General features: G+C 56.9%; 14 protein-coding genes. 8 read left to right on the top strand and 6 right to left on the bottom strand.

All coding sequences use genetic code 11. From position 1 onward, the window contains the following. Positions 1-44: 44 nt before the first annotated feature. From elaB to pmrD, 8 genes are all read left to right on the top strand, one after another. Positions 45-350 carry a stress response protein ElaB gene (elaB, locus tag QNN88_RS04190; protein ID WP_414239089.1) on the top strand — a complete coding sequence of 102 codons (306 nt, stop codon included), beginning with the start codon at positions 45-47 and terminating at the stop codon, positions 348-350. Positions 351-447: 97 nt separating this feature from the next. Further along, positions 448-1749 carry an isochorismate synthase MenF gene (gene menF / locus QNN88_RS04185; RefSeq protein ID WP_414239088.1) on the top strand — a complete coding sequence of 434 codons (1302 nt, stop codon included), beginning with the start codon at positions 448-450 and terminating at the stop codon, positions 1747-1749. Between the two features lie 81 nt (positions 1750-1830). Beyond that, positions 1831-3501 (top strand): 2-succinyl-5-enolpyruvyl-6-hydroxy-3-cyclohexene-1-carboxylic-acid synthase, encoded by a 1671-nt coding sequence (menD, locus tag QNN88_RS04180; protein WP_414239087.1) that lies wholly within the window; start codon positions 1831-1833, stop codon positions 3499-3501. Further along, positions 3498-4256, top strand: a complete 759-nt coding sequence (gene menH, locus QNN88_RS04175; RefSeq protein ID WP_414239086.1) for a 2-succinyl-6-hydroxy-2,4-cyclohexadiene-1-carboxylate synthase — start codon at positions 3498-3500, stop codon at positions 4254-4256. Before menD ends, menH begins: the two co-directional genes overlap by 4 nt. Before the next feature lie 14 nt (positions 4257-4270). After that, on the top strand, positions 4271-5128 hold the full coding sequence (gene menB / locus QNN88_RS04170; RefSeq protein ID WP_414239085.1) for a 1,4-dihydroxy-2-naphthoyl-CoA synthase: 858 nt from the start codon (positions 4271-4273) through the stop codon (positions 5126-5128). Further along, complete coding sequence (gene menC, locus QNN88_RS04165; protein ID WP_414239084.1) at positions 5128-6090, top strand: o-succinylbenzoate synthase; 963 nt, start codon at positions 5128-5130, stop codon at positions 6088-6090. Before menB ends, menC begins: the two co-directional genes overlap by 1 nt. Then, a complete protein-coding gene (gene menE / locus QNN88_RS04160; protein ID WP_414239083.1) occupies positions 6087-7457 on the top strand; it encodes an o-succinylbenzoate--CoA ligase in 1371 nt (456 codons plus the stop codon). The genes menC and menE overlap by 4 nt, the downstream gene beginning before the upstream one ends. Positions 7458-7555: 98 nt before the next feature. After that, complete coding sequence (gene pmrD / locus QNN88_RS04155; protein WP_414239082.1) at positions 7556-7819, top strand: signal transduction protein PmrD; 264 nt, start codon at positions 7556-7558, stop codon at positions 7817-7819. A 3-nt stretch (positions 7820-7822) separates the two neighbouring features. Here pmrD and arnF read toward each other — a convergent pair whose 3' ends face one another. Genes arnF through arnC form a run of 6 tightly spaced genes read right to left on the bottom strand, consistent with a single transcriptional unit; the run spans position 7823 to position 14054 of the window. Further along, a complete protein-coding gene (arnF, locus tag QNN88_RS04150; RefSeq protein WP_414239081.1) occupies positions 7823-8209 on the bottom strand; it encodes a 4-amino-4-deoxy-L-arabinose-phosphoundecaprenol flippase subunit ArnF in 387 nt (128 codons plus the stop codon). Then, complete coding sequence (arnE, locus tag QNN88_RS04145; RefSeq protein WP_414239080.1) at positions 8209-8544, bottom strand: 4-amino-4-deoxy-L-arabinose-phosphoundecaprenol flippase subunit ArnE; 336 nt, start codon at positions 8542-8544, stop codon at positions 8209-8211. The genes arnF and arnE overlap by 1 nt, the downstream gene beginning before the upstream one ends. Continuing rightward, positions 8541-10196 carry a lipid IV(A) 4-amino-4-deoxy-L-arabinosyltransferase gene (gene arnT / locus QNN88_RS04140; protein ID WP_414239079.1) on the bottom strand — a complete coding sequence of 552 codons (1656 nt, stop codon included), beginning with the start codon at positions 10194-10196 and terminating at the stop codon, positions 8541-8543. Before arnT ends, arnE begins: the two co-directional genes overlap by 4 nt. Continuing rightward, positions 10193-11095 (bottom strand): 4-deoxy-4-formamido-L-arabinose-phosphoundecaprenol deformylase, encoded by a 903-nt coding sequence (arnD, locus tag QNN88_RS04135; protein WP_414239078.1) that lies wholly within the window; start codon positions 11093-11095, stop codon positions 10193-10195. Before arnD ends, arnT begins: the two co-directional genes overlap by 4 nt. After that, a complete protein-coding gene (gene arnA, locus QNN88_RS04130; protein WP_414239077.1) occupies positions 11092-13074 on the bottom strand; it encodes a bifunctional UDP-4-amino-4-deoxy-L-arabinose formyltransferase/UDP-glucuronic acid oxidase ArnA in 1983 nt (660 codons plus the stop codon). Before arnA ends, arnD begins: the two co-directional genes overlap by 4 nt. Beyond that, on the bottom strand, positions 13071-14054 hold the full coding sequence (gene arnC, locus QNN88_RS04125) for an undecaprenyl-phosphate 4-deoxy-4-formamido-L-arabinose transferase (RefSeq protein ID WP_414239076.1): 984 nt from the start codon (positions 14052-14054) through the stop codon (positions 13071-13073). The genes arnA and arnC overlap by 4 nt, the downstream gene beginning before the upstream one ends. Positions 14055-14056: the final 2 nt, after the last annotated feature.

Below are 14056 nucleotides of genomic sequence, written 5' to 3'. Positions count from 1 at the left end.
GTTGTCTATAGTTAGGGACAGGTTTACTAACATGGAGAACGAGAATGTCTTATCAATTTGGTGACTCACGTATTGATGACGATCTGACGTTGCTGAGTGAAACGCTGGAGGAAGTGTTGCGCTCCTCAGGGGATCCTGCCGATCAGAAATATATTGAGCTGAAAGCGCGGGCGGAGCAGGCGCTGGAAGAGGTCAAAAATCGCGTGAGCCACGCCTCCGATAACTACTATTATCGCGCCAAACAGGCGGTCTATCGTGCGGATGACTATGTGCATGAAAAGCCGTGGCAGGGGATTGGCGTAGGGGCTGCGGTCGGACTGGTGCTCGGTTTACTGTTGGCACGCCGCTAACGTCTAACCGGGATCGCATTTACTCCCTAAACTGGGGTACTGCTTTTTTTGTGCAGTACCCCGTATAATGTGAGGTTTTTAACAGGGAGAGGTCCGCGTGCATTCACTCACTACTGCGCTGGAAGGTCTGACGCGTCTTTTGTCGCAAGAGATCCCGGCGGCACCAGGCATTCGGGTTCTCGACGTCCCTTTTCCCCTTAATGACGCGTTTGACGCGCTAAGCTGGCTGGCAAGTCAGTCCATTTATCCGCAATTTTACTGGCAGCAGCGCAACGGCGATGAAGAGGCCGCTGTGTTGGGTGTCGTTGCGCCATTTTCCTCACTTGATGAGGCACAACGCTTTCTTCGTCAACATCCGCAGCAAGCCGATCTCCGCATCTGGGGGTTAAACGATTTTGATCCGCAGCAGGGCTATCTGTTTTTACCCCGCCTGGAGTGGCGACGCTGCGCGGGCGTGGCGGTACTGCGTCTGCATCTGTGGAGTGACATTTCTCTGCGCGATGACGCAGACCATGCATTGACGTTTCTCGCCTCGCTGGCGAGCGTGAAGCCACTGCCGACGCTGCGCCTCACCCTGACAGGCGAACAGCACTGGCCGGAAAAAGCAGGGTGGATTAACCTGATCCAACAGGCCACCCGCACCATTGCCGAGGATGCGCTTGAGAAAGTGGTTCTGGCGCGCGCCAGCGATCTGCACTTTTCTCGCCCGGTCAACGCCGCGGCCGTTATGGCATCCAGTCGCCGTCTGAATCTCAACTGTTACCATTTTTTTATGGCCTTTTCCGCAGAGAGTGCGTTTCTCGGCTCTTCTCCGGAGCGTCTCTGGCGACGTCGGGATACCGCGCTTCGCACCGAGGCGCTGGCCGGAACGGTCGCCAATCATCCCGATGATTTCAAAGCCTGGCAACTGGGCGAATGGCTCATGAAAGACGACAAAAATCAGCGTGAAAATATGCTGGTGGTTGAGGATATTTGTCAGCGTTTGCAGGACTACACGCATTCACTGGACGTCCTGCCCCCGCAGGTGCTGAGACTGCGAAAAGTACAGCACTTAAGACGTTGCATCTGGACGGCGTTAAATCAGGCGGATGACACGCTGTGCCTGGTCCAGCTCCAGCCTACCGCTGCGGTCGCCGGGATCCCGCGTGAGCGGGCGCGGGCGTTTATTCAGCAGCATGAGCCCTTTGCACGGGAATGGTACGCCGGTTCGGCGGGCTATTTATCACTACACCAAAGTGAGTTTTGCGTCTCGCTACGCTCGGCAAAGGTCAGCGGTAATGTGGTACGGCTGTATGCCGGGGCGGGGATTGTTCGTGGGTCAGATCCTGAGCAAGAGTGGCAAGAAATAGACAATAAAGCGGCAGGGCTGCGCACTTTATTACAAATGGAAGGCCAATGAGTCATAGATTTCCGACTCATATCAATAATCCATTTTTTCCGTTCTTTATACTGAGTCGCAATATTGATACCGGACAATCTCATGTCAGTAAGCGCATTTAACCGACGCTGGGCGGCGGTCATTCTGGAAGCATTAACTCGCCATGGCGTCAGGCATATTTGCATTGCCCCTGGCTCTCGTTCCACGCCGCTCACGCTTGCGGCGGCGGAAAATTCCGCCTTTATTCACCACACGCATTTTGATGAGCGTGGCCTTGGGCATCTGGCGTTGGGGCTGGCGAAGGTAAGTAACCAGCCTGTGGCGGTGATTGTCACCTCTGGTACGGCGGTGGCGAATCTTTATCCGGCGCTGATTGAGGCAGGATTAACCGGTGAAAAACTCATTTTACTGACTGCCGATCGTCCCCCTGAACTGATCGACTGCGGCGCGAATCAGGCGATTCGCCAGGCAGGCATGTTTGCGTCACATCCGTCGCAAACGCTCTCGCTTCCGCGTCCGACGCAGGATATTCCGGCCCGATGGCTGGTATCGACCATTGACAATGCGCTGGCCTCGCTGCATGCCGGGGCGGTGCATATCAACTGTCCGTTTGCCGAGCCGTTGTATGGCGAGATGGACGAAACCGGTCTGGCCTGGCAGCAGCGCCTCGGCGACTGGTGGCAGGATGACAAGCCCTGGCTACGTGAAGCGCGTCGGCTGGAGAGCGACAAACAGCGCGACTGGTTCTTCTGGCGGCAAAAGCGTGGCGTTGTGGTGGCCGGGCGAATGAGCGCAGAGGAAGGCAAAAAAGTGGCGCAGTGGGCGCAGACGCTGGGCTGGCCGCTGATTGGCGATGTGCTGTCACAAACCGGACAGCCGCTTCCGTGTGCCGATCTCTGGCTTGGCAATGCGAAGGCGGTAACGGAACTGCAGCAGGCGCAGATTGTGGTGCAGCTTGGCAGCAGCCTGACCGGGAAACGCCTGCTCCAGTGGCAGTCAAGCTGTGAGCCGCAAGAGTACTGGATTGTCGATAATATCGAAGGACGGCTGGATCCGGCCCACCACCGCGGTCGTCGTCTGGTGGCGAAACCTGGCGACTGGCTGGAACTGCATCCGGCGGAAAAACGTCAACCGTGGTGTGTAGATATCCCGCGTCTTGCACAGCAGGCCTGGCAGGCCGTAGCGGCGCGGCGTGACACTTTTGGCGAGGCGCAACTGGCGCATCGCATTTGCGAGTATCTGCCCGAGCAGGGGCAGCTTTTTGTCGGCAATAGTCTGGTGGTGCGCTTGATTGACGCCCTGTCACAGCTTCCGGCAGGTTACCCGGTATACAGCAATCGCGGCGCCAGCGGCATTGACGGACTCTTATCAACGGCGGCAGGCGTGCAGCGTGCCAGCGCGAAATCGACGCTGGCCATCGTGGGCGATTTATCGGCGCTGTACGATCTCAATGCGCTAGCCTTACTGCGCCAGGTCTCCGCACCGTTCGTACTGATTGTGGTGAACAATAACGGCGGGCAGATTTTCTCGCTGCTGCCCACGCCGCAGAGCGAACGCGAACGCTTCTATCTGATGCCGCAGAACGTCCATTTCGAACACGCGGCCGCAATGTTCAACCTCAAGTATCATCGTCCGGAAAGCTGGGATGAACTGGAGGCGGCGCTGGCGGGCGCGTGGCGTACGCCTGCGACCACGGTGATTGAACTGGTGGTCAATGACACCGACGGCGCGCAAACGCTGCAACAGCTACTGGCGCAGGTGAGCCATTTATGATCCTGCACGCGCAGGCAAAAGACGCGCAGTCAGGTTCACCCTGGCTGGTTTTCCTGCACGGTTTTTCCGGCGATGGCCAGGAGTGGCAGCCGGTTGGCGAGCAGCTTACGGGTTTTTCCCGGCTGTATGTCGACTTGCCCGGCCACGGCGGATCGGCGGATATTCGCGTCAGCGGATTTACCGATGTGATCACCTTATTGCGTAACACTCTTCTTAGTTACAACATACTTAATTACTGGCTGGTGGGGTATTCCCTCGGCGGCAGAGTGGCGATGATGGCGGCGTGTCAGGAGATGCCGGGACTTTGTGGCCTGGTGGTTGAAGGTGGTCATCCGGGTCTGCGAAGCGACGCTGAACGCGAGGCGCGTGCGCGTTCAGACCAGCACTGGGCTGCGCGTTTTCGCCATGAATCATTGCGTGACGTTTTTACAGACTGGTATCAGCAGCCGGTCTTTGCCTCGTTAAATACGCGGCAACGTGAGGAATGGGTCGCGCTGCGTAGCCAGAATAACGGCGAAACGCTGGCGGCAATGCTGGAAGCCACCTCGCTGGCGGTCCAGCCTGATTTACGCGATGCGCTCAATGCGCTCGCCATTCCGTTTTATTATTTATGTGGTGAACGTGACAGCAAATTCTGCGCTCTCGCGATGGAATTAGCGGCGACCCGCCATGTGATTCGTAACGCCGGACACAACGCGCACCGGGAAAATCCCGCAGGCGTAGTGGACTGTCTGGCGCAGATTCTGCGTCTCTGACTAAAGGACACACTATGATCTATCCAGATGAAACAATGCTTTACGCACCGGTAGAATGGCACGATTGCTCCGAAGGCTACACCGACATTCGCTATGAGAAATCGACCGACGGTATCGCAAAAATCACCATTAATCGTCCTCAGGTGCGCAACGCATTCCGTCCTCTGACCGTCAAAGAGATGATTCAGGCGATGGCTGATGCCCGTTACGACGATAACGTCGGCGTGATAATTCTGACTGGCGCAGGCGATAAAGCCTTCTGCGCCGGCGGCGACCAGAAAGTTCGCGGCGACTACGGCGGCTATCAGGATGACTCCGGCGTGCATCACCTGAATGTGCTGGATTTCCAGCGCCAGATCCGTACCTGCCCGAAGCCGGTTGTCGCGATGGTGGCGGGTTATTCCATCGGCGGCGGCCACGTGCTGCACATGATGTGCGATCTGACTATCGCAGCGGAAAACGCTATCTTCGGTCAGACCGGCCCGAAAGTCGGCTCCTTTGACGGCGGTTGGGGTGCTTCCTACATGGCGCGTATCGTTGGGCAGAAGAAAGCGCGGGAAATCTGGTTCCTGTGCCGTCAGTACGATGCTAAACAGGCGCTGGATATGGGGCTGGTGAACACCGTGGTTCCATTGGCCGATCTCGAAAAAGAAACCGTCCGCTGGTGTCGTGAAATGCTGCAAAACAGCCCGATGGCGCTGCGTTGCCTGAAAGCCGCACTGAACGCTGACTGTGATGGTCAGGCCGGTTTGCAGGAGCTGGCGGGTAACGCCACCATGCTGTTCTACATGACGGAAGAAGGTCAGGAAGGTCGTAACGCCTTCAACCAGAAACGTCAGCCTGATTTCAGCAAATTCAAGCGGAATCCGTAATGCGTAGCGCGCAGGTATACCGCTGGCAGATCCCCATGGACGCGGGGGTGGTTCTGCGCGACAGGCGGTTAAAAACGCGTGACGGGCTGTATGTTCGTCTGCAGGACGGCGAGCGTCAGGGATGGGGAGAGATCTCCCCTCTGCCGGGCTTCAGCCAGGAAACCTGGGAAGAGGCGCAGACTGCGCTGCTGGTCTGGGTTGACGGCTGGCTGCAGGGCGATGACGCATTGCCTGATATGCCTTCCGTGGCCTTCGGCGTAAGCTGCGCGCTGGCGGAAATAGCCGGAACATTACCTGAAGCCGCAGACTATCGGGCGGCGCCGCTGTGTACCGGGGATCCAGACGATCTGGTGCTGCAACTGGCGGACATGCCCGGCGAAAAAGTCGCGAAGGTAAAGGTCGGACTGTACGAAGCCGTGCGCGACGGCATGGTGGTCAACCTGCTGCTGGAAGCGATCCCGGAATTGCGCCTGCGTCTGGATGCCAACCGTGCCTGGACGCCATTGAAGGCCCAGCAGTTCGCGAAGTACGTGAACCCGGACTACCGTAACCGCATCGCCTTCCTCGAAGAACCGTGCAAAACACGGGACGACTCGCGCGCCTTTGCCCGTGAAACCGGGATTGCTATCGCCTGGGATGAAAGCCTGCGTGACGCGGATTTTGTTTTTGAAGCAGAAGAGGGTGTCCGCGCAGTGGTCATCAAACCGACGCTGACCGGGTCGCTGGAAAAAGTGTGTGAGCAGGTGAAGGCCGCGCATGCGCAGGGGCTGACGGCGGTGATCAGTTCGTCCATCGAATCGAGCCTGGGACTGACACAACTGGCGCGTATTGCCGCGTGGCTGACGCCAGACACCATTCCAGGGCTGGACACGCTGAGCCTGATGCAGGCGCAGCAGATTCGTCGCTGGACGGGCAGCACATTACCCTGTATTGAAGAATCTGCACTGGAACGACTGCGATGACCTTTCCTGACTGGCCGTGGCGGTACTGGCGGCAGGTTCAGGGAGACGCGCCAGCCATACGCCTGAATGATGAGGTGTTAAGCTGGCGCGCGCTTTGTCAACGGGTTGATGCTCTGGCGAGCGGTTTTGCCGCGCAGGGCGTTGCCGAAGGCCGCGGCGTTATGCTCCGCGCCTGGAATCATCCGCAGACCCTGCTGGCATGGCTGGCACTGTTGCAGTGCGGTGCACGGATCCTGCCGGTCAATCCACAGCTTCCTCACGCCTTGCTGACGACTCTGTTACCTGAACTCACGTTGCAGTTTGCGCTGGACCTGGAGGGGGAGAATGCCTTTCCCTTTCTGCGTTCGCTCGCCATGCAGGAGGGCGCAGGAGAGTATGCCGTCGACTGGCAGCCGCAGCGATTGAGCTCCATGACGTTGACCTCCGGTTCGACCGGTCTACCGAAAGCGGCAGTTCATACCTGTCAGGCGCATCTTGCCAGCGCTGAAGGCGTGCTGTCGTTGATGCCGCTGGCAAAAGATGACGACTGGCTGCTCTCTCTGCCTTTGTTTCATGTTTCCGGGCAGGGAATTTTGTGGCGCTGGTTATTGGCTGGCGCTCGGATAACCGTACGGGAAAAACAACCGCTGGAGCAGATGCTCGCCGGGTGCACCCATGCCTCGCTGGTGCCTACACAGCTCTGGCGTTTGTTGGTGAACCAGACACCGGTGGCGCTGAAAGCCGTTTTGTTAGGCGGTGCGGCGATTCCGGTGGCGTTAACCGAACAGGCGCGCGCGCAGGGCATTCGCTGCTGGTGCGGTTACGGCCTGACGGAATTTGCCTCAACGGTATGTGCGAAAGAGGCGGACGGTCTGGCTGATGTCGGTATGCCCTTACCGGGGAGAGAAGTCAAAATTGTCAACGATGAAGTCTGGCTGCGGGCGGCCAGTATGGCGGAAGGTTATTGGCGAAGCGGCAATCTGGTTCCTCTGGTTAACGATGAAGGCTGGTTTGCCACACGCGATCGCGGCGTACTGAATAAAGGAAAACTGACCATCGTCGGGCGTCTGGATAATCTCTTTTTTAGTGGTGGAGAGGGGATTCAGCCGGAAGAGGTCGAACGGGTCATCGTTACGCATCCTCACGTGCTGCAGGCGTTTATCGTGCCAGTCGAGGATGCCGAATTTGGTCATCGACCGGTGGCGGTGGTGGAATGTGACGCCGTCGTCGCAGAGACAGAACTCAGCGAATGGGTGAAAGACAAACTGGCGCGCTTTCAGCAGCCGGTACGCTGGCTCGCTCTGCCTGGCGAACTGAAAAATGGTGGGATAAAAATTTCCCGGCGAGCAATGGTTGATTGGGTGAATGAAACATTAGGAAAGCATTAATTGCATCTCGCCATTTTGCCATCCGACGCTCATTGCCACTTTGTTTATCTGCTACTGTGTAACGTAATGTAAAAGTTCCCGATACGTAAAGGTATGCAATGGAATGGCAGGTGAAGAAGTCGTGCTATGACAAAAAGTCAGGGAAGCATGCATTAGTGTTAAGTGATGCCGGCGGTTCACTGAAAATGATCGTTGAAGTCCAGTCTGACATTGTGGTGAATGCCGGTGATATCCTTTCCCCGCAGAAGGATGCGCTGTATTCCGTCAACCGTGACAGTGGGCGAACGGTGAAGATTCTGGATGCCAGGAGTTATACCTGCGACGAGTGGGAGCGCCTGAAGACGCTGCTGGGGAACAAATAAACGTCAGCGCGTTTTCCGCGGTGCGGGCAGAAAAATGAACATCAGTCCGGTCATGATACACACTACGCCCAACAGCGCTTTCAGGGAAAACGTGCCCTGCCAGCCGGGTAAGATTATCGACGCCACCCACACCAGCACGTAACTCAGGCTGAGCAGCGCGTAAGCCTTGCTCAGCGCGAGGCGATGCAGCGCGTTATGCCAGCAGAAAACCGACAGCAGATAGCCCACTAAACTGGTGACTAGCACGAGTGTGCCGGTATGAAGGGAGAACAGCGCCGAAAAAAACGTCTGCCACTGTGTTATCGGCGGCAGGTTTGCCATCGCAAAGCCCAGGCCAAGTTGCGCGGCAGAGGTGATGATCACGCTGCACAGTCCCCAGAGTAATCCCATTACGCCGCACTCCCCAGAATAAAAATACCGCCAATGATCAAGGCGATACCCAGCCAGTGACGAAGCGCCACCGGTTCGCGCCAGATTTTCCATGCCAGTAATGTGACCCAGACAAAATTCAGACTGAGCATCGGATACGCAATACCCACGGGAATGCTCTGCAATACCCGTAACCACAGGATCATCGCCAGGCCGAGGCAGGCGAGCGCCAGCCCCAGCCACAGGGTAATATGGCGTCTTCGCGCGCTTGTCGACACGGGAAGCGTCGCTTGCTTCTGACATAACTGCCCGGTAACGCTGAGCAGGCTGGCCAGTACTAACACCAGCCAGATCATTTGGGACGATACTGAATCAGCACCAGACGCCCCTGATTATCAATCGTGTCGGCAGGGGGAATGGCGAGGCGGTTGATGTCTTCATCCTTGGCGATGGTGAGCACGAGCGTAATAATCCCCTCCTGACGATGCTGGTTGAGCCAGTCCGTAAAGTCGTCGTAGCGAATGAACCGGCCCTTAGCATCGGGATAGTTAAGGCCATATTTCAGTTCGCCGGTTTGCCCATACATGAAAATATCGTCGCGCTTCAGACTCCAGGCCAGCCCGGCGGCGACGCCGACGCTATCGGTCAGAATGTAGCGGCTCGGTATCAGGTTTTCCCGGGTCATCTCGACAAAAAACTGTGGCTGTTTGGATTCCATGACCCGATCCGGAACGGAAAAACCAAACAGCAATGCCAGCGCCACAGGACACAGCGCGGCGTAAACCCAGCTTTTCGCGGTGTTAGTCAGCGTATACCAGCCGAAAAAAGTCCACAGAGAAAAAATCCCCAGCGTGCAGAAAACCTTATACACCTCAACGTGCATCCAGACCGGTGATTTCAGCGGTCCCCACGGCGAAACGACCAGCGTGGCGATTATTCCGAAGATGCCGAACAGGATATTGATCCAGCCGTTGATGCGCAGCGCAGCCAGGCCTTTTTCTGCCGCGTTCAACCCGTATCTCGCCATCAGTATCGCCAGCGGGGCGAAGCACGACAGAATGTAGGTGGGTAATTTGCCTTTTGCGATGCTGAAGAACACCAGCGGCATCACGATCCAACCCAGTAGATAGAGGGCGCTGCGCGATTCATCGCGCGCCTGCCAGCCGGTTTTTAACGCTCCAGGAAGCAGCGCAAGCCACGGCAGGCTTCCGGCGATCAGCACCGGCAGATAGTACCAGAACGGCGCTTTGTGCTGGGCGTCATCCATCGCGAAACGCTGGATATGTTCGACCCAGAAAAAGTAGTGCCAGAAATCGGGTTCGCGTTGGGCGATCGCCAGTCCCCACGGCAGAACGACGACGACGCAGCTGATGACCGCTAATCCGCCGTAGAGCAACAGATCTTTCCAGCGTTTCTGCGTGGCGACCCACGGCAGCACGCTGAGCACCGGTACCGCAAGCGCCAGAAAACCCTTGGTCATGACGCCCATCCCGCAGGTGACGCCCAACAGCAGGAATCCTGCACTTTTCCCTTGCCAGGTGGTGGCCTGCATTGCTTGCCAGAAACAGCACAGTCCCGCCATCAGCCAGAGCGCAATCAGCGGATCGAGCACCGCATAGGTGCCAGTCCCGTAGACAATAAACAACGACAGGAAGATGATGGCCGACAGCAGGGCGGTACGCGTATCGCGCCATAGGCGCATGGCAAGCCATCCCACCAGCGCGGCGGTCAGCAGCGTCGCAAAAATGGCGCCCGCGCGAACGCCGAAATTGTTCGCCCCAAACAACCACTGCCCGATGCTGTTGATCCAGTACCCGGCAATCGGTTTTTCAAAGTAACGCACACCCAAAAAGTGGGGGATGAGCCAGTCGCCGGATGCCAGCATTTCCCGGCTGATCTCGGCATAGCGCGTCTCGTCAGGTTGCCACAGCAGACGCAGGTTGATGGGGATGATGTACCAGAACGCGATGAGCGCGGCCAGTATCTGATAATAACGGGTGTTTTTCATCGTATGACACTCATTGCTTGCTGGCAGCCTAACCATCCTTCTCTTCCCGCGAAGTTTCCGCGAATAATTTCTCCCGGCGGTAAGGTGTTGCGATCCTCAGGCAGGAGATCGCCAAGCGGGCAGAAGCTGATGCCCACATCGGCCGCACGCTGGAGCAGTTCCTCAAACTGGCTGTGCCAGGCCCCGCCTTCGACTTCGGCATGAATGGTATACACCGGTGTACCGGTTTCCCGCTGTATTCGGGAGAGGATCCAGTCGTTGAAATCCTCTGCCTGAACCTCGCGACCCACCGCTTCATCCCACGTGGGCAACGTGACCGGAATTTGTGGCGTAGCGAACGCATCCCCGCCGAGAACCGGACGGAACGGCGCCCAGCCGCGGCAGTCACTGTTGTAACGCAGAGGAAATGTCTCTTTGGCAAGCACCACACGCTGGTCAGCGCGCCAGCCCGCAACGGCTGAACAGGTCACTGGCTGGCCGGTGATGGCCTCAAGGGCGGTGATTCCGTGTGAAATATCGGCGATCAGCTGCGGTTCGCTCCACTGAGCACTCCGGGACTGCCAGGCGTGGTGATCCCAGGCGTGCAGCCCCGTTTCATGTAGGCGCGCCGCTTCACGGATAATCTCTGCGTTTGCGCGGCCGATTTCTTTACCCGGCCAGGCGGTACCGGCCAGCAAAATATCCCAGCCGTAAAGAGACGCGGCGTTTGAGCGCAGCATCTTCCACAGAAACTGCGGTTTAATCAGACGCCAGAGATGGCGCCCCATGTTGTCAGGCCCAACGCTAAAGAAAAAACTTGCCCGGATGTGGTATCGGCTCAATGACGCTAACAGGCGCGGCACGCCCTCGCGGGTGCCACGGAAGGTATCGACATCAATACGCAAGCCGACTTTTGTCATGATGAATGTTCCGTGAGATCTATACTGCGCAGGAAGAAATCCAGCGTCTCGTCAACCGTTTCGCGCATATCGATGGCAGGCTCCCAGTCCAGACAACGTTTTGCATTACGGATGTTGGGCTTACGGTGCTCCACGTCCTGATAGCCTTTGCCATAATAGCTGCTGCTCTCCACCACCCGTAACCCGGCAAACGGTGGAAAATGATAGCGAAGTGGATGTTTGTCGAAACTCTCCAGCAGCATTTCCGCCAGTTCCTTGATGCTGGCTTCGTTTTCCGGGTTGCCGATGTTGATGATTTCACTGTCGCAGCGCCCCCCTTCGTTTTCAATGATCCGATATAGCGCTTCGATGCCGTCGCGGATATCCGTAAAGCAGCGTTTCTGTTTTCCGCCTTCGATAAGCTTAATCGGTGAGCCTTCCACCAGGTTAAGAATCAATTGCGTAATGGCGCGTGAGCTGCCAATTCGCGCGGAATTCAGGCTGTCGAGTCGCGGCCCCATCCAGTTGAAGGGGCGAAAGAGGGTAAAGCGAAGCCCTTCTTTTTCACCATAGGCCCAAATGACACGGTCGAGAAGCTGCTTGGATACCGAGTAAATCCAGCGGGGTTTATTGACCGGCCCGACAATCAGATTCGAGCTGTCTTCATCGAACACGTTGTCGGTACACATCCCGTACACTTCAGAAGTCGATGGGAAAATGATCCGCTTACGGTATTTCACGCAGTAGCGAATGATTTTCAGGTTTTCTTCAAAATCCAGTTCAAAGACGCGCAGTGGATTGCGGGTATATTCAATTGGCGTGGCAATGGCCACCAGCGGCAGCACCACGTCGCATTTCTTAACGTGATATTCGATCCATTCAGAGTGAATGCTGATGTCGCCCTCCACAAAATGAAAACGCGGATGGTTAAGGAAGCGATCAATCGCATCTCTGCTGATATCCAGACCATAGATTTCGTAGTGGTCTTCGCGCAGCAGGCGTTCGGTGAGATGGTTGCCAATAAAACCATTCACGCCGAGGATCAACACGCGGGTACGGCGTTTGCTGGTGGCCAGCGACTGACTGTTTAAACGAGAACCCGCAACCAGACCGAGAACCTGCGCTAACTGTGCGCCCTGCATGGTGATGCCGTTGTCTGCCTGCCCCGTTACCACTTCCAGCGCGCCTTCGGAACAGGCAATCAGCAGGGGGGAAACGGAAATTACGGTTCCCGGTTGCGCACTGTTGTTCTGCGCGTGGACGCGGGATGACCAGAGGGTAAATTTTTGCGTTCCGGAATAGCAGAACGCGCCCGGCCAGGGGGCAGCGACCGCCCGCACCATGTTATGCAGCGTCGTTGCCGGTCGGTCCCACGTCAGGAAACTGTCTGCAGGCGTGCGACGACCAAAGTACGTTGCGTCGCTCTCGTTCTGTAAAACGTCACGCGTCTCTCTGCGTTTGATAGCGGGCAATGCCTGTTCCAGCACCTGTCGGGCGGTCTGGCAAAGCTTATGATGTAGCGTCAGGGCCGTATCGTCAGGCGAAATAGCGACACGCTGTTGCGCGATAATGGCGCCTGCATCGGCGCGTTTGACCATGCGGTGCAGCGTCACGCCGGTTTCACTTTCGCCATTCACTAATACCCAGTTCAGCGGGGCGCGACCACGATACTTTGGCAAGAGTGAACCGTGCAGGTTGAATGCGCCTGCCGGAGCCTGTTCCAGAATTGCATCGCTGAGCAGATGACGGTAGTAGAAAGAGAAAATCACGTCGGGAGCAAGCTGGCTGATACGTTCAGTCCAGACAGGATGATTGACGTCATCGGGGGCATAGACCGGGATCCCCGCCTCAGCCGCCAGGCGAGAAACGGAGCCAAAAAACGCGTTTTCTGCTGGATTATCCGCATGTGTAAAAATGGCGGCAATGTCATAGCCGGCGTCGAGTACGGCCTGAACGCCCAGACATCCCATATCGTGATACGCGAAGACAACGGCTTTCATTGTTGATTTTCCTTTGTAGAGTGCGGGCTTTGCGGACGAATAACTTGCTGGACGAAATAGCGGGGACGGGCGCGAACATCGTTGTAAATTCGACCGATATATTCGCCGAGTAATCCCATGCCGATGAACTGCGCGCCGATAAAGGTAAACAGAACGGCAAACAGCATGAATACCCCTTCTGCCGCCCATTGTGGTCCCAGCGTCAGGCGGAGGATGACGAGGAGAATCGACAGGGTAAATCCGGTAACGGCAATGACGCTGCCGAGCAGGCTCAGCATGCGCAGAGGCGTCGTCGTCAGGCAGGTCACCAGGTCGTACATCAGGTTAATCAGCCGCATAAAGCTGTATTTAGAATCACCAAATTCACGTTCCGCGTGATGAACGGGGATCTCCGTGGCGCGCCGGGCAAAAATATTCGCCAGAATCGGGATAAATGTGCTGCGCTCATGACAGTGCAACATGGCATCGATAATGTGACGGCGATAGGCGCGAAGCATGCAGCCGTAGTCGCCCATGGCTTTGCCCGTGGTGCGCTGAATCAGATGGTTGATCATCTTCGAGGCGGTCTTACGGAACAGACTGTCCTGACGATTCTGGCGTACGGTGCCAACGACGTCATACCCTTCATCGGCTTTTGCCACCAGACGCGGGATCTCTTCCGGCGGGTTTTGCAGATCGGCATCGAGCGTAATGATCAGATCACCGGTGACGTGACTGAATCCCGCCATGATGGCGGAATGCTGCCCGTAGTTGCGATTGAGTAAAATCGAAACGATGTGGCTGCCTTCGGCTTCTGATGCGTCGATCAACAACCGGGCGGAGTGGTCGCTGCTACCGTCATCAATCAACAGGATTTCGTAGTCTTTTCCCAGACTCTCGCAGGCCGCAGTGGTTCGCCTGAGCAGTTCCGGCAGGCTTTCCTGTTCGTTGTAGACAGGGATCACCACCGACACTTTCGTAATCGGAAGGGCTTCAAACATGG

This window comes from Citrobacter sp. ANG330 (assembly GCF_047467925.1).
In the GTDB taxonomy this organism is placed as follows: Bacteria; Pseudomonadota; Gammaproteobacteria; order Enterobacterales; family Enterobacteriaceae; genus Citrobacter_A; species Citrobacter_A amalonaticus_G.
This window is presented reverse-complemented; position numbering and strand designations above follow the sequence as displayed.